21 protein-coding genes are annotated in these 18,799 nt (G+C 70.6%); 11 read left to right on the top strand and 10 right to left on the bottom strand.

Annotated features, from left to right (window positions below; all coding sequences use genetic code 11):
• The first annotated feature begins 42 nt into the window (after window positions 1–42).
• From leuC to BN1701_RS17425, 3 genes are all read left to right on the top strand, one after another.
• Complete coding sequence (gene leuC, locus BN1701_RS17435; protein WP_054050175.1) at window positions 43–1,479, top strand: 3-isopropylmalate dehydratase large subunit; 1,437 nt, start codon at window positions 43–45, stop codon at window positions 1,477–1,479.
• A 12-nt stretch (window positions 1,480–1,491) separates the two neighbouring features.
• Window positions 1,492–2,094, top strand: coding sequence for a 3-isopropylmalate dehydratase small subunit (gene leuD, locus BN1701_RS17430; RefSeq protein WP_054050174.1), 603 nt, complete (start codon window positions 1,492–1,494; stop codon window positions 2,092–2,094).
• Window positions 2,095–2,342: 248 nt separating this feature from the next.
• Window positions 2,343–3,113 (top strand): HU family DNA-binding protein, encoded by a 771-nt coding sequence (locus BN1701_RS17425; RefSeq protein WP_054050172.1) that lies wholly within the window; start codon window positions 2,343–2,345, stop codon window positions 3,111–3,113.
• A 472-nt stretch (window positions 3,114–3,585) separates the two neighbouring features.
• Here the strand turns inward: BN1701_RS17425 and BN1701_RS17420 are convergent, their stop codons facing one another.
• The 3 genes from BN1701_RS17420 to cofC form a co-directional block, all read right to left on the bottom strand.
• The gene (locus BN1701_RS17420; protein ID WP_157368042.1) at window positions 3,586–4,452 is read right to left on the bottom strand and encodes an NUDIX domain-containing protein; all 867 of its coding nucleotides are present in this window, start codon (window positions 4,450–4,452) and stop codon (window positions 3,586–3,588) included.
• Window positions 4,453–4,459: 7 nt separating this feature from the next.
• The gene (locus BN1701_RS17415) at window positions 4,460–6,619 is read right to left on the bottom strand and encodes an RNA degradosome polyphosphate kinase (RefSeq protein ID WP_054050170.1); all 2,160 of its coding nucleotides are present in this window, start codon (window positions 6,617–6,619) and stop codon (window positions 4,460–4,462) included.
• Window positions 6,620–6,685: 66 nt separating this feature from the next.
• Complete coding sequence (gene cofC, locus BN1701_RS17410) at window positions 6,686–7,312, bottom strand: 2-phospho-L-lactate guanylyltransferase (protein WP_054055932.1); 627 nt, start codon at window positions 7,310–7,312, stop codon at window positions 6,686–6,688.
• Window positions 7,313–7,437: 125 nt separating this feature from the next.
• Between cofC and BN1701_RS17405 the strand changes: the two genes are divergently transcribed.
• From BN1701_RS17405 to BN1701_RS17395, 3 genes are read left to right on the top strand one after another with little or no spacing between them, the layout of a single operon-like run.
• A complete protein-coding gene (locus BN1701_RS17405; RefSeq protein WP_157368041.1) occupies window positions 7,438–8,160 on the top strand; it encodes a 1-acyl-sn-glycerol-3-phosphate acyltransferase in 723 nt (240 codons plus the stop codon).
• 3 nt (window positions 8,161–8,163) lie between these two features.
• The gene (locus BN1701_RS17400; RefSeq protein WP_054050168.1) at window positions 8,164–9,165 is read left to right on the top strand and encodes an NAD(P)H-dependent glycerol-3-phosphate dehydrogenase; all 1,002 of its coding nucleotides are present in this window, start codon (window positions 8,164–8,166) and stop codon (window positions 9,163–9,165) included.
• The gene (locus tag BN1701_RS17395) at window positions 9,162–10,244 is read left to right on the top strand and encodes a cystathionine gamma-lyase (RefSeq protein ID WP_054050166.1); all 1,083 of its coding nucleotides are present in this window, start codon (window positions 9,162–9,164) and stop codon (window positions 10,242–10,244) included. The genes BN1701_RS17400 and BN1701_RS17395 overlap by 4 nt, the downstream gene beginning before the upstream one ends.
• Here BN1701_RS17395 and BN1701_RS17390 read toward each other — a convergent pair.
• Entirely contained in the window at window positions 10,241–10,972 is a 732-nt protein-coding gene (locus BN1701_RS17390; protein WP_054050164.1) for an anti-sigma factor domain-containing protein, read from the bottom strand. The two genes, BN1701_RS17395 and BN1701_RS17390, sit on opposite strands and share 4 nt — an antisense overlap.
• Complete coding sequence (locus BN1701_RS17385) at window positions 10,969–11,565, bottom strand: sigma-70 family RNA polymerase sigma factor (protein WP_054050162.1); 597 nt, start codon at window positions 11,563–11,565, stop codon at window positions 10,969–10,971. Before BN1701_RS17385 ends, BN1701_RS17390 begins: the two co-directional genes overlap by 4 nt.
• A gap of 135 nt (window positions 11,566–11,700) precedes the next feature.
• On the opposite strand from BN1701_RS17385, the gene BN1701_RS38235 reads away from it, so the two are divergent.
• Together BN1701_RS38235 and BN1701_RS17380 are read left to right on the top strand one after the other, a co-directional pair.
• Entirely contained in the window at window positions 11,701–11,766 is a 66-nt protein-coding gene (locus BN1701_RS38235; protein ID WP_369800678.1) for a putative leader peptide, read from the top strand.
• 67 nt (window positions 11,767–11,833) lie between these two features.
• Window positions 11,834–12,307: a cysteine dioxygenase family protein gene (locus tag BN1701_RS17380; RefSeq protein ID WP_054050160.1), complete on the top strand. Its 474-nt coding sequence runs from the start codon at window positions 11,834–11,836 to the stop codon at window positions 12,305–12,307.
• Here the strand turns inward: BN1701_RS17380 and BN1701_RS17375 are convergent.
• Both BN1701_RS17375 and BN1701_RS17370 read right to left on the bottom strand, forming a co-directional pair.
• Window positions 12,285–12,737, bottom strand: a complete 453-nt coding sequence (locus BN1701_RS17375; protein ID WP_054050158.1) for a DUF1203 domain-containing protein — start codon at window positions 12,735–12,737, stop codon at window positions 12,285–12,287. The two genes, BN1701_RS17380 and BN1701_RS17375, sit on opposite strands and share 23 nt — an antisense overlap.
• Window positions 12,738–12,776: 39 nt before the next feature.
• Window positions 12,777–13,442: a pyridoxamine 5'-phosphate oxidase family protein gene (locus BN1701_RS17370; RefSeq protein WP_054050156.1), complete on the bottom strand. Its 666-nt coding sequence runs from the start codon at window positions 13,440–13,442 to the stop codon at window positions 12,777–12,779.
• Window positions 13,443–13,511: 69 nt separating this feature from the next.
• On the opposite strand from BN1701_RS17370, the gene BN1701_RS17365 reads away from it, so the two are divergent.
• Both BN1701_RS17365 and BN1701_RS17360 read left to right on the top strand, forming a co-directional pair.
• Complete coding sequence (locus BN1701_RS17365) at window positions 13,512–14,948, top strand: PLP-dependent aminotransferase family protein (RefSeq protein WP_054050154.1); 1,437 nt, start codon at window positions 13,512–13,514, stop codon at window positions 14,946–14,948.
• An 11-nt stretch (window positions 14,949–14,959) separates the two neighbouring features.
• Window positions 14,960–16,051: a D-alanine--D-alanine ligase family protein gene (locus tag BN1701_RS17360; RefSeq protein WP_054050152.1), complete on the top strand. Its 1,092-nt coding sequence runs from the start codon at window positions 14,960–14,962 to the stop codon at window positions 16,049–16,051.
• Between the two features lie 15 nt (window positions 16,052–16,066).
• Here BN1701_RS17360 and BN1701_RS17355 read toward each other — a convergent pair whose 3' ends face one another.
• On the bottom strand, window positions 16,067–17,218 hold the full coding sequence (locus BN1701_RS17355; protein ID WP_157368040.1) for a DUF418 domain-containing protein: 1,152 nt from the start codon (window positions 17,216–17,218) through the stop codon (window positions 16,067–16,069).
• Window positions 17,219–17,302: 84 nt separating this feature from the next.
• Between BN1701_RS17355 and BN1701_RS17350 the strand changes: the two genes are divergently transcribed.
• Entirely contained in the window at window positions 17,303–17,893 is a 591-nt protein-coding gene (locus tag BN1701_RS17350) for a TetR/AcrR family transcriptional regulator (RefSeq protein WP_054050148.1), read from the top strand.
• Here BN1701_RS17350 and BN1701_RS17345 read toward each other — a convergent pair.
• Together BN1701_RS17345 and BN1701_RS17340 are read right to left on the bottom strand one after the other, a co-directional pair.
• On the bottom strand, window positions 17,890–18,459 hold the full coding sequence (locus tag BN1701_RS17345) for a DUF3515 domain-containing protein (RefSeq protein ID WP_054050147.1): 570 nt from the start codon (window positions 18,457–18,459) through the stop codon (window positions 17,890–17,892). The two genes, BN1701_RS17350 and BN1701_RS17345, sit on opposite strands and share 4 nt — an antisense overlap.
• A 19-nt stretch (window positions 18,460–18,478) precedes the next feature.
• A complete protein-coding gene (locus BN1701_RS17340; protein ID WP_054050145.1) occupies window positions 18,479–18,712 on the bottom strand; it encodes an Lrp/AsnC ligand binding domain-containing protein in 234 nt (77 codons plus the stop codon).
• Window positions 18,713–18,799 lie beyond the last annotated feature (87 nt).

The raw sequence follows: 18,799 nt of genomic DNA, 5'->3' as shown, positions 1-18,799 counted from the left end.
ATATGGGATGTCCAGTCTGTGGGAAGCTGATGGTGATGAGCGATGCCTAAGACGCTCGCCGAGAAGGTTTGGGACCAGCACGTGGTGCGTCGCGGCAGCGGCGCCGAACCTGACCTGCTCTACATCGACCTGCACCTCTTGCACGAGGTGACCAGTCCGCAAGCGTTCGACGGGCTGCGGCTCGCGGGTCGACCGGTGCGCAGGCCCGATCTGACCATCGCGACCGAGGACCACAACGTACCAACTATTGGGATCGACCTCCCGATCGCCGATCCCGTCTCGCGCACGCAGGTCGAGACGCTGCGCCGCAACTGCGCGGAGTTCGGCGTGCGGCTGCACCCGATGGGCGATGTGGAACAGGGCATCGTGCACGTGGTCGGGCCGCAGCTCGGGCTCACCCAGCCCGGAATGACGGTGGTGTGCGGCGACAGTCACACCTCCACCCACGGCGCGTTCGGCGCCTTGGCGTTCGGTATCGGCACTTCCGAGGTCGAGCATGTGCTCGCCACCCAGACCCTGCCGCTGAGTCCTTTCAAGACGATGGCGATCACCGTCACCGGCGAGCTGCGCCCCGGCGTGACCGCCAAGGACGTCATCCTCGCCGTCATCGCCGAGATCGGCACCGGCGGTGGCCAGGGCTATGTCCTGGAGTACCGCGGCGAGGCCATCGAGAAGCTGTCGATGGAAGCCCGGATGACGGTGTGCAACATGTCCATCGAGGCTGGTGCGCGCGCGGGCATGATCGCCCCGGACCAGACCACCTTCGACTACCTCAAGGGCCGTCCGCACGCGCCCGCCGAGGAGGACTGGGCCGACGCGGTGGCCGCGTGGGAGCAGCTGCGCACCGACGACGACGCCGAGTTCGACGCCGAGTTCGTCATCGATGCCGCTTCGCTCACGCCGTTCGTGACATGGGGCACCAACCCGGGTCAGGGGCTGCCGCTGTCGGCCTCGATCCCGAACCCGGCCGACATCGCCGACGAGAACGAGCGCGTCGCCGCCGAGAAGGCGCTGACCTACATGGGTCTGGAGCCGGGCACGCCGCTGCGCGACATCCACGTCGACACCGTGTTCCTCGGTTCCTGCACCAACGGCCGGATCGAGGACCTGCGCGCCGCCGCGGACGTGCTGGCGGGCCACCACGTCGCCGAGGGCGTGCGGATGCTGGTGGTGCCCGGCTCGATGCGGGTGCGCGCCCAGGCCGAGTCCGAGGGCCTGCACAAGGTCTTCCTGGACGCGGGCGCCGAGTGGCGGCAGGCCGGGTGCTCGATGTGCCTTGGCATGAACCCCGACCAGCTCGCCCCCGGCGAGCGCAGCGCGTCGACGTCGAACCGCAACTTCGAGGGCAGGCAGGGCAAGGGCGGGCGCACCCACCTGGTGTCGCCGCTGGTCGCGGCCGCCACGGCGGTCCGCGGCACCCTGTCCACCCCAGAAGACCTGCTTGCAGGGTCGAGCATCAGCACCGAAGACCTGAACTGAGGCGATGGAAAAATGGAGCCGTTCACCACTCACACCGGGGTCGGGGTGCCGCTGCGCCGGTCCAACGTGGACACCGACCAGATCATCCCGGCCGTCTACCTCAAGCGCGTGACCCGCACCGGGTTCGAGGACGGTCTGTTCGCGGCCTGGCGGGCCGACGAGCAGTTCGTGCTCAACCAGGAGCCCTTCCGCGCGGGCAGCGTGCTGGTCGCCGGGCCGGACTTCGGCACCGGGTCCTCGCGTGAGCACGCGGTCTGGGCGCTGTCGGACTACGGGTTCCGGGTCGTCATCTCCGCCCGGTTCGCCGACATCTTCCGGGGCAACGCGGGCAAGGCGGGCCTGGTGGCCGCCCAGTGCGAGCAGTCCGATATCGAGTTGTTGTGGAAGCTGCTGGAGAACGAGCCTGGGACGGAGGTCACGGTGGACCTTCGGGAGAAGACCGTCCGCGCAAAGGACTTCACCGCCCCCTTCTTCGTCGACGACTACACCCGCTGGCGGCTGCTCGAAGGGCTCGACGACATCGCCCTGACCCTGCGCCACGAGGCCACTGTGACCGAGTTCGAGCAGGCCAGGCCCAAGTGGAAGCCGGTGACGACGCCCATCGCGGCGGGCTGACCGCCCCCCGATTCCCTTCCGCTGCGGGCTATCCGGAAGGGGATCCGCGAGACCACAATCCACCGCTGCCGACCGCGCGACGCACCCGATTTTCGGCGAATCGACCCCCTGAAGGGCCGAACATCGCACGATGCAAGGAAAAATCGGGCGCGTCGCGTGGAAATTACGCGCCTATAGGCATACGGTGTCCAGAAGTCGGCCGAATTGGGCCGTTAACGGCAGTGTGGTCTCTTACGGAGGACTGAAGGGTGAACAAGGCCCAACTCATCGAGGCGTTGACCGAGCGTCTTGGCGACAAGAAGGCCGCAGGCGCTGCGGTCGACGGTCTGGTCGACGTGATCGTTCGCACGGTCAACAAGGGCGAGAAGGTCAACATCACCGGGTTCGGAGTGTTCGAGAAGCGCGCCCGCGCTGCCCGTACCGCGCGCAACCCGCGCACCGGTGAGACCGTCAAGGTGAAGAAGACCAACGTTCCCGCGTTCCGCGCGGGCACGATGTTCAAGGAGGTCGTGAGCGGGACGAAGAAGCTGCCGAAGGTGGCGGCGACCCGTCCGGCGGCGGCCGCCCCGGCCGCCCGCGCCACCGCGACGCGCACCACGGCGACGCGCGCCACCACCGCGACGCGCACCACGCGCGCGGCGGCGGGCACCACCACGGCACGGTCGACCGCGGCCCGCGGCACGACCACCCGTACCCGCGCGGCGGCGGCGAAGCCCGCCACCACGGCGGCGCCCAAGGCGACCACCACGCGCGCGACCACCACCAGGGCCGCTGCGGCCAAGCCCGCGACGACCCGCACCACGGCGGCGAAGACCACGGCGGCCAAGGCCACCGCGGCCAAGCCCGCCGCGGCGGCGAAGACCGCGGCAGCCAAGCCCGCCGCGGCCAAGACCACGGCAGCGAAGAAGCCCGCCGCGGCCAAGGCCACCGCCACCAAGAAGACCGCCACCGCCGCCAAGCCCGCCACCCCCAAGGCGACGGCCAAGGCACCGGCACCGAAGAAGGCAGTCAAGAAGTAAGACCGGCCCGCCTCTTTTGGCGTGCCAGCATAGTCGCGAGAGCCCCGCACGCTTCTCCCGTGCGGGGCTCTCGCGTGTGTTCAGGGTCTTTGGGCGCTTCTGGTGCTGTGCTTGCGGGCGTGCCGTTCGGGTCTGGGCCTCGGCTGGTTGGGTCCGCACCATCGGGTGGAGCTGGGCGATCCGGCTTTGCCTGGGGCCCCTACGACGGCCCTGTGGGGAACAAGCGTGGCGGATAGGGCACCCCACACGCCAGGCAGCTTAGGGCCGTCGTCCCCCCAGACAAAGCCGGATCGCCCAGCTCCACCCGATGCTGCTCACGCGCAGGGCTGCGGCTTTGCTTGCTGTCCCTAAGTAAGTCCAGAGCAACGCAACGGCGCGGCTCAACCGCCCGAGCTCCAACCCTGCGCTTCTTTAGGACCGTAGGTCCCTGCATTTCCCCTGGTGCCGACCCAGCCCCGAAGAACGAACGAGCTCAGCGCCGGTCAATGTAGTGCGCAGACACCAACACACCAGCCAAGAAAGAGAGCACCCACACACTCCCCTTCCGACTCGAAACGAGACCCAACTCCATACCGGACTCCTTCCCCAAATGCTCAACCACGTCCGGTATCACCCCACCCTGACTACACACCACCGCCGGAGCACCCAAAGCAGCGATCTCCAACAACCGAGTCACAGCGCAAGCCGGATACCCCTGATGACTAGCCTCCGACATCACCGGCTCCGGAACGATCGCCACCCCCAGCCGATCAGCCAACGGCGCCACCGTCTCGAAGCACCGCACCTTAGGAGTGGCGTGCACCTGAGTCGGCCCGAACAACGGCAGCAACTCGTCAAGCACAGCACGCTGAGCCAACCCCTGCGGAGACAACGGCCGTTCGTCGTCCGGACCATCCCACTCGGCCTTGTTGCCCGCGTGCGCGTGCCGCACCAACAGCAGAGTGGTCGTCACGGGGTACTCAAGAAACGATGCGAGCACCGCCCGGTCATGGTCGTGCGTCAACAGCGGAGCGGCCGCGGAAGGAGCCAGCCACCGCAGCTCGTCCACTTCCTCATTAGGAACGAACGAGCCCGCCACGGCCTCAGCGGCGAAGTAGTCGACCGTCTTGGCCGCGCCCTGGACTTCGTATGCCACCTGACGTAGGTAGCGGCTCAGGACGGCCTGGTAGCCCGTCTCCTCCAGAACCTCGCGGACGGCCGCTATATATATGGACTCGCCCTTGTCGAGTTTGCCCTTCGGGAGGGTCCAGTCGTCATAGCGCGGGCGGTGGACGACCGCGATCTCGATCGAGTTCGTCTGTCGCCAGAGCACCGCGCCCGCCGCGCTGATGACCGTCATCGCGGGGCTATGCCAGGGCGCGGTGGCGTTTGAGGAGTTCGGTCTGGTGGTCGCGGACCGAGTCGGTGCCGACCGGGGACGGCTGCCAGTCGCCGTTGGCGGCCAGCTCCCAGCACCGGGTGGCCGGGTCGAGCGCCGAGGCGAACATGTCGTCCAGCTGCGCGGTGAGGCGGGGGTCGGTGACCCGGACCTGGACCTCGACGCGGCGGTCGAGGTTGCGGTGCATCATGTCCGCGCTGCCGATCCAGTGCTCCTGGGAGCCGGTGAACACGAACACCCTGGAGTGTTCCAGGAAACGCCCCAGGATCGAGCGGACGCGGATGTTCTCGCTGAGGCCTGGGATGCCCGGCTTGAGCGCGCAGATCCCGCGCACCACGACGTCGACGGGCACGCCGGCCTGGGAAGCGCGGTACAGCGAGTCGATGACCTGTTCGTCCACCAGGGAGTTGAGCTTCACCTTGATACCGGCAGGCCTGCCCGCGCGCTGGTGTTCGATCTCGTCGTTGACCCGCTCCACGATTCCCCGCCGCACGCCGTAGGGGGCGACCAGGAGGCTGCGGTAGGTGTCCTGGCGCGCGTAGCCGGTGAGGACGTTGAACAAGTCCGTGAGGTCGGCGCCGATCGAGGGCTCGGCGGTCAGCAGGCCCACGTCCTCGTAGAGCCGGGCCGTCTTCGGGTTGTAGTTGCCGGTGCCGATGTGGCAGTAGCGGCGGATGGTCGAGCCCTCCTGCCGCACCACCAGCGACGTCTTGCAGTGGGTCTTGAGGCCGACGAGCCCGTACACCACGTGCACGCCCGCCTTCTCCAGCGCGCGCGCCCACTTGATGTTGGCCTGCTCGTCGAACCGGGCCTTCAGCTCGACCAGCGCCACGACCTGCTTGCCCGCCTCCGCCGCGTCGATCAGCGCGTCGACGATCGGGGAGTCGCCCGAGGTTCGGTAGAGGGTCTGCTTGATCGCCAGCACATACGGGTCGCTGGCCGCCTGCTCGACGAAGCGCTGCACGCTGGTGGAGAACGAGTCGTACGGGTGGTGCACCAGCACGTCGCCCTCGCGCAGCGTGGCGAAGATGCTCTTGGGCGTCTCCCGCTCGCCGAAGGCCGGGTGCGTGGCGGGCACGAACACCGGGTCCTTGAGTTCCTTGCGGTCGACCTTGTAGAGCTGCCACAGGCACGACAGATCGAGCATCCCCTGCACGACGACGACGTCGTAGGGGTTCACCTCCATCTCGCGCAGCAGCAGTTCGAGCATGTGCTCGCTCATGTCGTCGGCGACCTCCAGGCGCACCGACGGGCCGAACCGGCGCTGCGCCAGCTCCCGCTCCAGCGCCTGCAGCAGGTCCTCGTCGCGGTCCTCCTCGACTTCGAGGTCGGCGTTGCGGGTGACCCGGAAGGCGTGCACCTCGGTGACGTCCATGCCCGCGAACAGCATCGTCAGGTGCGCGGCGATCAAGTCCTCCAGCAGCAGGAAGATCGCCACCTGCTCGTCGGCGCTGCGGTCGATGGGCACCAGGCGCGGCACATTGTCGGGCACCTTGACGCGCGCGAACCGTTCCGTGCCGCCCTCGGGGTCGCGCACCGTCACCGCGAGGTTGAGTGAAAGGCCGGAGATGTACGGGAACGGGTGCGCGGGGTCGACCGCCAGCGGTGTCAGCACCGGGAACACCTGCTCGCGGAAGTACGTCGACAGCCGCTTGCGGTCGTCCTCGGTGATCTCGGTCCAGCCCGCGATCTTGATGCCGCGCTCGGCCAGCGCCGGGCGCACCCGGTCCTCGAACGCGCGGGAGTGCTGCTCGACCAACTCCTGGTTGCGCTTGGCGATGTAGGCCAGCTGCTCGCGCGGGGTGAGCCCGTCGGCGCTGCGGACCGAGAGGCCGGTCTCGTTGCGGCGTTTGAGCCCGGCGACGCGCACCATATAGAACTCGTCGAGGTTCCCGGCGAAGATCGCCAGGAACTTCGCCCGCTCCAGCAGCGGCTGCGACGAGTCCTCGGCAAGGGCGAGCACGCGCGCGTTGAAGTCGAGCCAGGACAGCTCGCGGTTGAGGTAGCGGTCGTCGGGAAGGTCGGTGTTCGCCGCCGCGGGGGTGACCGCGGGTGGGGCCGACGGGACTCCGCGCGGCTCGTTCGACTGACCCTCGAAGATCGCTTCCTCAGTGCTCTCGGTGCTCACAGCGCCTTATTGTTCAGTAAGAACGTGGGAAAGGCCCATCGCGGGCTCCAACCTCTCGGTTAATTCTCAGCAGACCCGGCGGACGCCGTCGACGATCTGCGCGGTGCGGGCGCCGACGCCCAGCGTCAGCGCCTCGGCGAGGTCGCCCGCCGTGTCGACGTCGCAGCGCAAAGTGTCCGATGACATACCGATCCGAACCGCGTCCCGCGCGTGCGCCAGCGCCGATCCGGGGCCGAACCGCGGGTCGAGCGCGGTGCCCGGCGCGGCGATCAGCAGCGTCGTTCCCGTGCCGTCGCGGTCGGCGGCGAACGCGCGCCTGCCGTCGGCCTCGGCCACCGCGGCGGCCAACTCAGCGGGCCGCAGCGCGGGAAGATCGGCTTGTAGCGCGCCCACCGCGGCGCCCGTGTCCTCGGCCCGCAGCCGGTCCGCACCGAACCGCAGGGCCGCGTTCAGCCCAGGCAGCCCACGCTCGTCGACGCACTCCGCCCCGGTCGCGCGCACCGCGGCGCTCACCCGTTCGTCCTCGCACACCACCAGCACTCGGCGCACGCCCGACGCGGCCGTCGCGGCGGTCAGAGTATCCACCAGCAGGGCGAGCACCAGGTCGCGATGCGCCGCCGCCCCGCCGGGCACCGCGCCGCGCAGCCGCGACTTCGCCCGGTCGAGATGTTTGACCGGGATCACCAAGTCCACCACGGCACCGATCCTGCCGGCCGTGGTCCAGCCCACCCCGTCTGGACCGGCGGTGGGGTGGCCAGGGAGACTCACCTGTCACAGCAGGTCTGTGCCGGTGCGCCGGTGACGAGGAGGACGAGAAGTTGGGCAAGCGCGAGAAGGGCGGGTTCTGGGTCGGCGTGGCGGCGTCGGTGTTCTACCCGATGAGCTGGTTGGGCAAGCGCGTCTACGTCGGCGGCGAGAAGCTGCCGCGAACCGGTGGCGCCCTGCTGGTGATGAACCACGTCTCGCACCTCGACCCGCCCAACGACGCCGTCTTCGTGCACCGCAACAAGCGGGTTCCCCGGTTCATGGCCAAGGACAGCCTGTTCAAAGTGCCCGTCTTCGGCAAGATGCTCGCCGGGTCCGGCGGCATCCCGGTCTACCGCGGGTCGGCCGAGGCCAGGGACAGCCTGCGCGCGGCCCACCAGGCCCTGCAGGAGGGAAAGGTCGTGGTGATCTACCCAGAGGGCACCATCAGCAAGGACCCGACCGGCTGGCCGATGCGCGCCAGGACCGGGGTCGCGCGGCTGGCCCTGGAGAACGACGTGCCGATCATCCCGGCCGCGCGCTGGGGCACCAACGGCATCTGGGACGGCTACACCAAGAAGTTCCACCCGCTGCCGCGCAAGACGGTCACCACGGTCCTTGGCGACCCGGTCGACCTGTCGGCTCACCGCGGCAAGCCGATCACCAACCAGCTCCTGCGCGAGGTCACCGACCTGCTGATGGTCGAGGTCCGCGACCTGCTCGCGGACATCCGCGGTGAGCAGGCGCCAGCCGAGTTCTTCCGGCCCGGAGCCAAGCGCGACGAGACCGCGGGCTGACCGATGACCGAGATCACCGTGCTCGGCGCAGGCTCGTGGGGCACCACCTTCGCCAAGGTCATGGCCGACACCGGCCGTGACGTGACCCTGTGGGCGCGTCGCCGCGACCTGGCCGAGTCCATCGAGGCCGACCGGGAGAACGCCGCCTACCTGCCCGGCATCCGCCTGCCAGACACCCTGCGGTCCACTTCGGACCCGACGGTCGCGCTCGGCGGCGCGCGGATCGTGGTGCTCGCGGTGCCCAGCCAGAGCCTGCGGCACAACCTGACCTCCTGGCTGGGCCTGCTCGACCGCGAGGCCACCCTGGTCAGCCTGGCCAAGGGCGTCGAGCTGGGCACGCTCAAGCGGATGAGCGAGGTCATCGCCGACGTCACCGCGTTCCCGGCCGACCAGATCGCCGTGGTGTCCGGGCCGAACCTGGCCCGCGAGGTCGCCGAGGAACAGCCCGCGGGCACGGTGATCGCCTGTACCGACCACGATCGCGCGGTCGAGGTCCAGGAGGCGTGCACCACCGGCTACTTCCGGCCGTACACGATCACCGACGTCATCGGCTGCGAGTTGGGCGGTGCCTGCAAGAACGTCATCGCGCTGTCCTGCGGCATGGCCGCGGGCCTCGGCTACGGCGAGAGCACCATGGGCCTGCTGATGACCCGCGGCCTGGCCGAGATCGCCCGCCTCGGTGCCGCGCTCGGCGCGGACCCGATGACCTTCTCCGGCCTGGCCGGTCTTGGCGACCTGAGCGCGACGTGCGCGTCGCCCCTGTCGCGCAACCGGACCTTCGGCGCCCGCCTCGGCCGCGGCGAGACCGTCGCCCAGGCACAGGCGGCGACCAACGGGCAGGTCGCCGAGGGCGTCAAGTCGTGCTCGTCGATCCGCGAGCTGGCGGCCAAGCACGGCGTGGAGATGCCGATCACCGAGGTGGTGCACCGGATCTGCCACGACGGCTTCGACATCCGCGAGATGGCCGGTGAGCTGATCGGCCGCAAGACGAAGCCCGAGCGATGACCGGCGACGGCACGCGCTGCGTGCACGCGGGCGCGGGGGACGAGCGGCCCGGTTCGCCGACGGTCGCCCCGCCGGTCCTGGCCACCCAGTTCCATCTCGGCGGTGAGCACTTCTACGGCCGGGCGGCCAACCCGACATGGGAGGCCCTGGAGTCCGCGATCGGCGACCTCGACGGCGGGCACTGCGTCGTCTACGCCTCGGGCATGGCCGCGACCAGTTCGCTGCTGCGCACGATCTTGGGCGCGGGCGACACCGTCTTGCTGCCCGCCGACGGCTACTACCTCACCCGCGCCTACGTCCGCGATCACTTGGGCGCGTTGAACCTGACCGTCCGCGAGGTCCCGACCAGCGCCGAGTGGACCCCGGAGCTGGTCGAAGGCGCCCGGCTCGTGCTGGTGGAGACGCCGTCGAACCCGGGACTCGACGTGTGCGACATCGCCGAGGTGGCCCGGCTCGCGCACGCGGCGGGCGCACTGGTGGCGGTCGACAACACCACCGCGACCCCGCTGGGCCAGCGCCCGCTGGAACTCGGCGCGGACATCACCTTCGCCAGCGACACCAAGGCCCTGTCCGGCCACAGCGACGTCGTCCTCGGCCACATCAGCACCGCCGACCCCGACCTGGCGACCCGGCTGCGCGCCGAGCGCACCGCGAGCGGGGCTGTCCCCGGCCCGTTCGAGGTGTGGCTGGCCCACCGCGGGCTCGGCACGCTCGACCTGCGCCTGAGTCGCCAGGCCGACAATGCCGCCGCGCTCTACCAAGCGTTGCGCGGTCACCCGCGGGTGCGCGGACTGCGGTGGCCGGGTGCCGCCGCCGACCCGGCGCACCCGATCGCGAAGCACCAGATGCGCCGCTTCGGCGGGGTGGTCACCTTCGAGTTGGAGTCCGCGGCGGCCGCCGACGAGTTCGTGGCCAAGGCGAAGCTGGTGGCCGCGGCCACCAGCTTCGGCGGGCTGCACTCCACGGCCGACCGCCGCGCCCAGTGGGGCGACCCGGTGCCGGAAGGGCTCCTGCGCTTCTCCTGCGGCTGCGAGGACGCCGCCGACTTGATCGCCGACGTCCTCGCCGCATTGCGCTAGACCGGCAGAGTCATCTCCATCACCGGCGGCGTGGTCGGCTGGTCCGAGCCACCGTCCGGCTCGACCGTCACGCCGATGGCCTTCGCGTCGTGAACGCCGGACCCGTCGACTAACGCCGCCCGACCGTTTTGATCCGGCTCGAACACGCCGATCGATTTGGGCGCGGGCGAGTCGCCGATGAGCCAGACCTGGTAGGTCTTGCCCGCGGGCGCGGCCGGGATGTTGTTGGCCAGCAGCATGATCTGCCCCTGCTTCCTGGACACCACGACCGTGCCGCTGAGGCCCTGAGCCGTCGCCCCGGTGACGATCCGGGCGTCGTCGGCGGCCAGCAGCGCGGACATCGCGGCCACCTGCTGTCGACCGGAGTCGGCGTCGCCGCGGGTCTGCACCAGCAGCACGCCTAACGTGACCGATACCGCCAGCAGCACCGCGGCCGCGGCGCCGAAGAGCCTGGTGGGCCAAGGCGACCGGTTTCGCCGCGCGGCAAGTTCGTCGAGCGGGGACTGCTGGCGCACTTCGGCGATGCGGGCCAGCACCGCGGCTTTGAGCGCGGGCGGGGGCTGCTCGGCGGCGGCTTCGCCCAGCCGGGTCGCGGTGGCTCGCAACTCGCGCACCTCCTGGACGCACGACTCGCACTCGGCGAGGTGGCGCTCGAAGGCGGCCCGCTCGATCTCCGGGATCGCGTCCAACGCGTACGCGCCAGTCAGCGCGTGGATGTCGGCGGTCATCGTCCCACCCCCAAACAGTCGCGCATCCGGATGAGACCGTCGCGAAGCCGTGTCTTGACAGTGCCCAGCGGGGTGTCGAGCAGCTCGGACACCTCGCGGTAGGTCATACCTCGGTAATACGCCAGTTCGACGGACTCGCGCTGCAGATCGGTCAAGGAGGCCAGGCAGCGCCGGACCTGTTCGTGTTCGAGCCGGGTGCTGACCTGCTCGGCGACCTCGTCGAACGGGCGCGTCGTCTCGCGGCGGTAGGCCTTGTCCTCCCGGTCGGTCGCCGACTGCGCCGACCGCACCCGGTCGACCGCGCGGCGGTGCGCCAGGGTCATGACCCAGGTCATGGCGCTGCCCTTCTCCGGTGCGTAGCGCGCTGCGGTGCGCCACAGTTCCAGCATCACCTCCTGAGTCACCTCCTCCGACTGCGCCGGATCCCGCACCACGCGCCGGACCAGCCCGAAGACCGGCGCGGACACGATGTCGTACAGCCGCTCGAAGGCTTTCTCGTCGCCGCGCGCCACCCGCTGCAGCAACTCCCCGGGCTCCGGCTCGCGCGCCGGTACGCCCTCCACCCCCGTGATGCGCCGAACCCGTTCGGCCATGGGCACCTGCTCTCATCGCTCGACTCCGCCATCACCCATTCGGTGCCGACCTGGCGGCGGATTGGCTCCCACAGGGTGGGCGCCTTTGACGGGTGCGCTCGCTGATGCTTTCCTACACCCGTGCTTCTTCGCGCCATGACCGACCGGCGGGGTCACATCGACCTCTGCCGAGTCGCTGGCGCGCTCTGTCTCTGTTGGTGATCCAGCCCGTCCCAGCGGCCCCGCTGTCGGCCGCGTCGTGCTCGCGTATCCCGAGAAGAGACTATCGATGTTCGCCGTTCCCGAGAACACCATCGCCGTGGCGGGCGCCCCCGCCGTCGCCCACCCGGCCCTGATCGCCCGCGCCTACGCCGCCGACCGCGCGCGCTGGCGCGACCAGCTCAGCTACGACCCGGACGAGCGCTACACCGCGCTCATCGACCGGACCGACGGCGAGGAGGTCTGGCTGATGACCTGGCTGCCGGGCCAGTCCACCGACCTGCACGACCACGGCGCCGTGTCGGGCGCGTTCACCTTGGTGTCGGGTTCCCTCACCGAACGCGTGGCGCGCGGCGGGGAGCGGCCCGCCGAGGTGCTCAACGCGCTGACCGCGGGCCAGACCCGGGTGTTCGGTCCCGGCTATGTCCACCAGGTCACCAACACCGGGACCGACCCCGCGATCAGCATCCACGTCTACCGCGAGGCCCGCCCGCCAATGGGCCGCTACCGCCTCGACCCGGTCACCGGCCCCCAGCCGCTGTGATCGTGAACATGTAGCAGCCATAGGCGACATTGCGGCTGTGGATCCAGGCCACGCCTGGTTCGGCCAGCTGCTTCACGATCGCCGATTCCGGGTCGGTTCCGTCGTGGACGGTGGTGGCCGGGTGAATCCAGCCGCGTGCGTCATAGGCACGCAGGACCTGCGGGCGGCGGTGCCAATCGGACGGATAGCGGTCCGTCGACTCAGGACCGGCGCACGGTTCGGCGTGGACGAACACCGCGCCGGTCTCCCGATACGGCGTGCCTTCCGGCAGCGGTGGCTCGTAGTTCGCCAGCAGTAGGTCGTCGCCCGCGACCGCGTCGCGCAGGCAGCAGCGCGCCGGTTCCCCGCCCTCGGCGGTGATCTGTTCGGTCGCGGTCGCGCGGATCAAGGTGAGGTCGGCGGTGGGGATCGCGTGGATCTGGAAAGTCATATCCCCAGCGTGGCCGCCGACCGGCCCCGCAGCCGGCGGCTATCGGACCTCGCACCGCTTGGTGACGTGCGGGGGCACCTCGGCGCCCGCGGGCAGCAGGTCGCACGACTCCGGCTCGCCCCAGACCTGGTGCAGCGGAAGGACTCCGGCCCACGCGGTGCCCGCTTCGACGTCGGCCTCGTCGTCGCTGGGGGGACCGCTGCGGATCTTCACCGCGGCCTCGGTCAGGTCGATGGCCAGCACCGCGGTCTGGGCCAGTTCCTTGGTGTTGGGCTCGCGCGCGTGCTCCCACGAGCCGGGCGCGAGGTGCTCGGTGATGACCTCGAGCGCGTGCCACTTCGCGTCGGGATCGGTGACCGGGACCGCGGTTCCGTGCACGACGACGGAGCGGTAGTTCATCGAGTGGTGGAACACCGAGCGGGCGTAGACGATGCCGTCGACCAGCGTCACAGCGACACAGACCTCGATCCCGGCCGACGCGGTGCGCAGGCTCAGCGCACCGGTCGACCCGTGCACGTAGAGGGTGTCGCCCTCGCGCCCGTAGCCGGTCGGCAGGACCAGGGGAGCGCCGCGGACGATGGTCGACAGGTGGCAGATCAGGCCGTCGTCGAGGATGGCGTGCAGCGCCGCGCGGTCGGTGACCGCGCGGCCCCTGCCGCGCTGGATGGTGCTCCGGTCGGTCGGCGAGAGCGGTGTCTGAGTCACGTGATCAGGGTGACGGAGTAGAGTGGCCTTCCAGTAGTGCCACAGCTACGCAATTTCAGGAGGCCACTTATGGCCGAGAGTCCGCCGCTGCCGGTCACCCTGGACCGCGCCTCGGTCACCCCGCTCGCCGTCCAGCTCGCGGAGGAACTGCGCGCCGCCGCCGCCGAGGGCAGGCTGCGCAGCGGCGACCGGCTGCCCTCCACCAGGGCGCTGGCCACGCAGCTCGACGTCAGCCGGACGGTCACCGCCGCGGCCTACGAGCAGTTGCACGCCGAGGGCTGGATCGCGGGCCGCCACGGTTCGGGCACCTACATCACCACCGCCCCGCCGGGGTCGTTGCGCGCGCGCCCGCGCCGGTCCAGGCCGGATGTCCTGGCCGCCGACGCGATCGACCTGACCCCCGGTTCGCCGTGGGCGGGCGGGATCGACCGGTCGGCGTGGCGCCGGGCCTGGCGCGGTGCCGCCGATGTCGCGCCGCTGCTGCGGCCCCAGCGCGCCGGGCTCCCCGCGTACCGCGCGGCCGTCGCCGAACACCTGCTGCGACACCGCGGCCTGCGGGTCAGCGGCGAGTTCGACGACGCGGGCGAGGGCGAGGCCGTGCTGGCCACCGGCGGCACCACGGCCGCGGTCGCCGAGGTCGCCGCCGCTGTGCTGCGCCGCGGCGACGTCGTGGCCGTCGAGGAACCCGGCTACCAGCGCGCGGTCGCCGCACTGCGGGCGGCCGGGATGCGCGTGGTGGCCGCCCAGGTCGACGCGGACGGTCTGCTGCTGGAAGGCCTGCCGCCCGCGACCCGGATGGTCTACTGCTCGCCCGCCCACCAGTACCCGTTGGGGCGGCGGATGTCGGCGGGCAGACGGGTCGAGCTGGTGGAGCGGGCCCGGCACGCGGGCTGGCTGGTGGTGGAGGACGACTACGACGGCGAGCTGCGCTACGACGTGGCCCCGCTGCCGCTGCTGGCCGCGCTCGCCCCCGACGTCGTGGTGCACCTGGGCACCACCAGCAAGATCCTCACCCCGACCCTGGGCACCGGCTGGATGGTCGCGCCGCCCGCGGTGGTCACCGCCGTGCTCGAACACCGCGACCGCACCGGCACCAGCCCGGCCGCCGCGGGTCAACTCGTCGTCGTGGAGCTGGCCCGCAACGGCGACCTCGGCCGCCACCTGCGCAAACTGCGCCGCGAGCTGTCCGAGCGCCGGGAACTGCTGGTGGAGGCGTTGCAGGCCGCGGGAATCCCCATGCTGGGCGACGACGCGGGCGCGCACCTGGTCGTCCCGCTGGACTCCGCCGCCGCTGAACACACGTTGATCGACACCGGCCTGCGCCGCGGTCTGCTGCTCGACGGCCTCGCCCGCCACCACAGCGGCCCAGCGAGCTGGTTCGGCATCGCCCTCGGCTATGCCGCGTGTTCTCGTGATCAGCTGCGCTGGGCCATCCCGGTGCTCGTGGAGCTGTTCACCAGGACCCGACCTGGGTCGATCGGCTCCGCGATTACCCCATCCGGGTAATCTCGACAACCATGTCGAGCTCAAAGATCCGAGTCGCCGTGGTGTTCGGCGGACGCAGCACGGAACACCCCGTGTCCTGTGTCTCCGCCGCGAGCGTGCTCGCCAACCTGGACCAGGACCGGTTCGAGGTGGTGCCCGTCGGCATCACCAAGGACGGCTCCTGGGTGCTCGGCCCCAGCGACCCCGAGGTCCTGCGCATCCACGACCGCACGCTGCCCAGCATCACCTCCGGCACTTCGGTCACCCTGCCCGCCGACCCGACCGCGGGCCGCCTGGTCATCTTGGAGAAGGGCCACGAGGGCCGGATCTTCTCCGCGGTCGACGTCGTCATCCCGATGCTGCACGGCGCCTACGGCGAGGACGGCACCATCCAGGGTCTGCTGGAGATGGCGGGGCTGCCCTATGTCGGACCGGGCGTGATGTCCAGCGCCGTCGCGATGGACAAGGGCGTCACCAAGAAGCTCCTCAAGGCCGAGGGCCTGCCGGTCGGCCCGTACGTGGAACTCCGCCGCGACCAGACGACACTCGACGCCGCCGAGCGCGACCGCCTCGGCCTGCCGGTGTTCGTCAAGCCGTCGCGCGCGGGCTCGTCCACCGGCATCACCAGGGTCACCGACTGGGCCCAGCTCGACGCCGCGATCGTGCACGCCCGCGAGATCGACCCGAAGGTGCTGATCGAGGGCGCCATCGTCGGCCGCGAGGTCGAGTGCGGCGTGCTGGAGTTCCCCGACGGCCGGGTCGAGGCCTCGCAGCCCGCCGAGGTGCGCCTGCTCGGCGACCTGGACTGGTACGACTTCGACTCCAAGTACCTCGACGACACCAGCGAGCTCGAGATCCCGGCCAAGCTGCCCGACGAGGTCACCGAGCGCCTGCGGAACATGGCGGTCGACGCGTTCCGCGCGCTCGACTGCCAGGGCCTCGCGCGCGTCGACTTCTTCGTCGGCGAGGGCGGCACGCTGACAATCAACGAGGTCAACACCATGCCGGGCTTCACCCCGACCTCGGCCTACCCGAAGATGTGGGACGTCACCGGCGTCGACTACCCGACCCTGCTGACCGTCCTCATCGACACGGCGATCGCGCGCGGCACGGGACTCCGCTGAGCCTCGGACGCGCTCTCAGCGGCGGGCGAGTTCCGGGCGCCTGCCGAGCGTCACCGCACGGAGCAGCCATTCCAGCGGCCCGTAGCGGTGGCGCCGCACCCACCACGCGCTGACGGCGACCTGCGCCGCGTAGAGCGCCACGGCGAACCCGATCACCGCGAGGTCGGGCAGGCGGCCGATGAGGCCGAGGCCGTAGCCGAGGAAGACGACACTGAGCACGGCGGACTGGCCGACGTAGTTCGTCAGCGCCAGCCGCCCGACCGGGGCGAAGACGTGCACGGCCCTGGTCTGGAACAGGCGCAGCAGCGCTGCGACGTAGCCGCCGGTCAGCAGCGGGGCGGTGAGCACGCTGAGTCCCATGGCCATGGTCTCGGCCGGGCCGCCGGGGTGGAACGTGGCGGCGTAGCCGTAGACCGCGGCGCCCGCCAGCCCGATCGGCAGACCCGCGCGCAGCAGCCACGCCCACAATGCCTGGTGGTTCTCCGGGTGGGCGAGCACCCGCGTGCGACCGGCCGCGAAGCCGAGCAGGAACATCGCCAGTGCGCTCGGGGCCTGGATCAACAGCACGAACACCAGCGTGCCGGGGAGCTGCCGAAGGTGTTCGGCGACGACGCCGCCGGGTCCGCCGCGGAAGGCCGCCACCGACTCGGTGATCTGAGCCGAGATCGCGGTCGTGTCGACCGGTGTGGGCGCTAGCGACTCGAGGAATCCCAGCAGCGCCAACGCCACGCCCGCGATCCCGACCAGCCAGAACGCGACCCGGACGGCCGTGGCCACCGCGAGACCGCGCAGGGCCAGCAGCACCAGGCCCAGCACGGCGTAGGTGGTGAGGATGTCGCCGTGGAACAGCAGGACGGCGTGCGCGACACCGATCGCGGCGAGACCGAGCTGTCTGCGCACGATCCTGGGTACGAACGCGGCGTCGGCGCGAACGGCCGAGTCGAGCTGGAGAGTGAAGCTGTAGCCGAAGAGGAACGAGAACAGCAGGTAGAACTTGGTCTCGAACAGCGTGGAAACGACGAACCGGACCGCCGGGTCGCCGCCCGGATCGATGATCCCGGCGCCGTAGTAGCCGGTGCCGAACGCCCAGATGTTGACGATCAGGATTCCGAACAGCGCGAAGCCGCGCAGGGCGTCGACCCGATCGATGCGGTGGGGCAGGGACATCAGGACCTCTTTCATAAACCGAGTGGGCGGTCTAATATTGCCCATGATGATCCCCGGCCGTCAATGTCCTGATTGAATCCACCCATGCGCACTGTCGACCCGGCCAAGCACGAGGCCCGCCGCGGCCAGATCCTGGCGGCGGCGGCGCGGTGTTTCGCGCGCAAAGGATTCGGTCAGACCCGGACCGCGGACATCTGCGCCGAGGCCGGGATGAGTTCCGGCAACCTGTTCCACTACTTCGACAGCAAGCACGCGATCTTCGCCGCGATCGTGGAGCAGGAGGGAACCGAGACCAAGGCGCTGTTCGCCGAACTGTCCACAGCGGACCCATGGGCGGCGCTGATCGGCTTCTTCGACCTGGTGGTCGACCTCGCCGACGGCGACTACGCGCGGCTGGCCCTGGAGGTCTCCGCCGAGGCGGGCCGCGACGAACGAATCGCCGAGCTGGTCGCGGCCAACGACCGGACACTGCGCACCGGGCTGGCTGAACTGGTCGAGCGCGCGGTCGCGGCCGAGGTCATCGATCCCGGTTTCGCCGCCGACACCGCCGCGACCTGGCTGGCTGCGCTGGTGGACGGGCTGTTCAACCGGATCGCGGTTGATCCGGACTTCTCTCCCAAGCGGGAGCGGAAGACCCTGCGGTTACTGGTGGAACGGATGCTGCGCCGAGCCTAGGGCTGGACCTTTTGCGCGGGCAGGGACTTGCCGACGATTTCGGACACCGTCTGCAGCGGCCCGGTGCCCACGCCCTTGGGCAGCGTCAGCGCGACGAACACCGGGCGGTCCACGACGAACCAGGTCTGGCTGTCGGAGCCGTCGACCGGCAGCCACTTGACCCCGGACACCTCGCGCAGCGCCGCGGTCGCGGTCAGCTCAGGCGGTTTGCCCAGCCCACACCGCAGGATGACCGGATCACCGACGCGGTCGCCCCACGCCACGGCGCCGACCGGGGCGGGCTCGGCCACCGGGAGCTTCGCCAGCGTCGCCGAACCGCTGGCCAGCGAACTGGGCAACGCGGCGACCAGGGCGGCGCAGTGCGTCGAGCCGGACTCCGGCGCGTCGACCGGAACCAAGCCGATCGGGCCGGTGCGCGGCGCGGCGGTCGTCGGGGTCGTCGGCGCGGGTTCTTCCGGCAGGAAGCGACTGGCGACGACCACACCGACGGCCAGCAGGCCGACCAGCACGACCGCGGCGACGACCGTCGCGCGGGAGGGACCGGTCCGGGGAGGCGAGACACTCACCGGACCACTAGACCACGGCTCAGAGATGCACGACCGGGCAGGTGAGCGTGCGGGTGATGCCGTCCACACTCTGGATCTTGGCGACCACCAGTTGGCCAAGGAGGTCGACATTGTCGGCTTCGGCCCGGACGATGACGTCGTAAGGTCCGGTGACATCCTCCGCCGTGGTCACCCCGGAAATCCCGGCGATCTCGGCGGCGACAGCCGCGGCCTTGCCGACTTCGGTCTGGATCAGGATGTATGCGTGGACCACGGCGCGCCCCTTCGCGGCTAGGAGTCCCCAAGAGGTAGGAACGTGTTCAGCAACGTACCCCAGGTTCCGGATCGTTGGGGGATCCGA

It is taken from the genome of Alloactinosynnema sp. L-07, assembly GCF_900070365.1.
In the GTDB taxonomy this organism is placed as follows: Bacteria; Actinomycetota; Actinomycetes; order Mycobacteriales; family Pseudonocardiaceae; genus Actinokineospora.
This window is presented reverse-complemented; position numbering and strand designations above follow the sequence as displayed.

Excerpts from the sequence above, each read along its gene's own strand:
- BN1701_RS17390 (WP_054050164.1), bottom strand. The coding sequence starts at position 10,972 with ATGACCGCCGACATCCACGCGCTGACTGGCGCGTACGCGTTGGACGCG.
- BN1701_RS17395 (WP_054050166.1), top strand. The coding sequence starts at position 9,162 with ATGACCGGCGACGGCACGCGCTGCGTGCACGCGGGCGCGGGGGACGAG.
- BN1701_RS17350 (WP_054050148.1), top strand. The coding sequence starts at position 17,303 with ATGCGCACTGTCGACCCGGCCAAGCACGAGGCCCGCCGCGGCCAGATC.
- BN1701_RS17365 (WP_054050154.1), top strand. The coding sequence starts at position 13,512 with ATGGCCGAGAGTCCGCCGCTGCCGGTCACCCTGGACCGCGCCTCGGTC.
- BN1701_RS17360 (WP_054050152.1), top strand. The coding sequence starts at position 14,960 with ATGTCGAGCTCAAAGATCCGAGTCGCCGTGGTGTTCGGCGGACGCAGC.
- BN1701_RS17385 (WP_054050162.1), bottom strand. The coding sequence starts at position 11,565 with ATGGCCGAACGGGTTCGGCGCATCACGGGGGTGGAGGGCGTACCGGCG.
- leuC (WP_054050175.1), top strand. The coding sequence starts at position 43 with ATGCCTAAGACGCTCGCCGAGAAGGTTTGGGACCAGCACGTGGTGCGT.
- BN1701_RS17400 (WP_054050168.1), top strand. The coding sequence starts at position 8,164 with ATGACCGAGATCACCGTGCTCGGCGCAGGCTCGTGGGGCACCACCTTC.
- BN1701_RS17380 (WP_054050160.1), top strand. The coding sequence starts at position 11,834 with ATGTTCGCCGTTCCCGAGAACACCATCGCCGTGGCGGGCGCCCCCGCC.
- BN1701_RS17420 (WP_157368042.1), bottom strand. The coding sequence starts at position 4,452 with ATGACGGTCATCAGCGCGGCGGGCGCGGTGCTCTGGCGACAGACGAAC.
- BN1701_RS17375 (WP_054050158.1), bottom strand. The coding sequence starts at position 12,737 with ATGACTTTCCAGATCCACGCGATCCCCACCGCCGACCTCACCTTGATC.
- leuD (WP_054050174.1), top strand. The coding sequence starts at position 1,492 with ATGGAGCCGTTCACCACTCACACCGGGGTCGGGGTGCCGCTGCGCCGG.
- BN1701_RS17355 (WP_157368040.1), bottom strand. The coding sequence starts at position 17,218 with ATGTCCCTGCCCCACCGCATCGATCGGGTCGACGCCCTGCGCGGCTTC.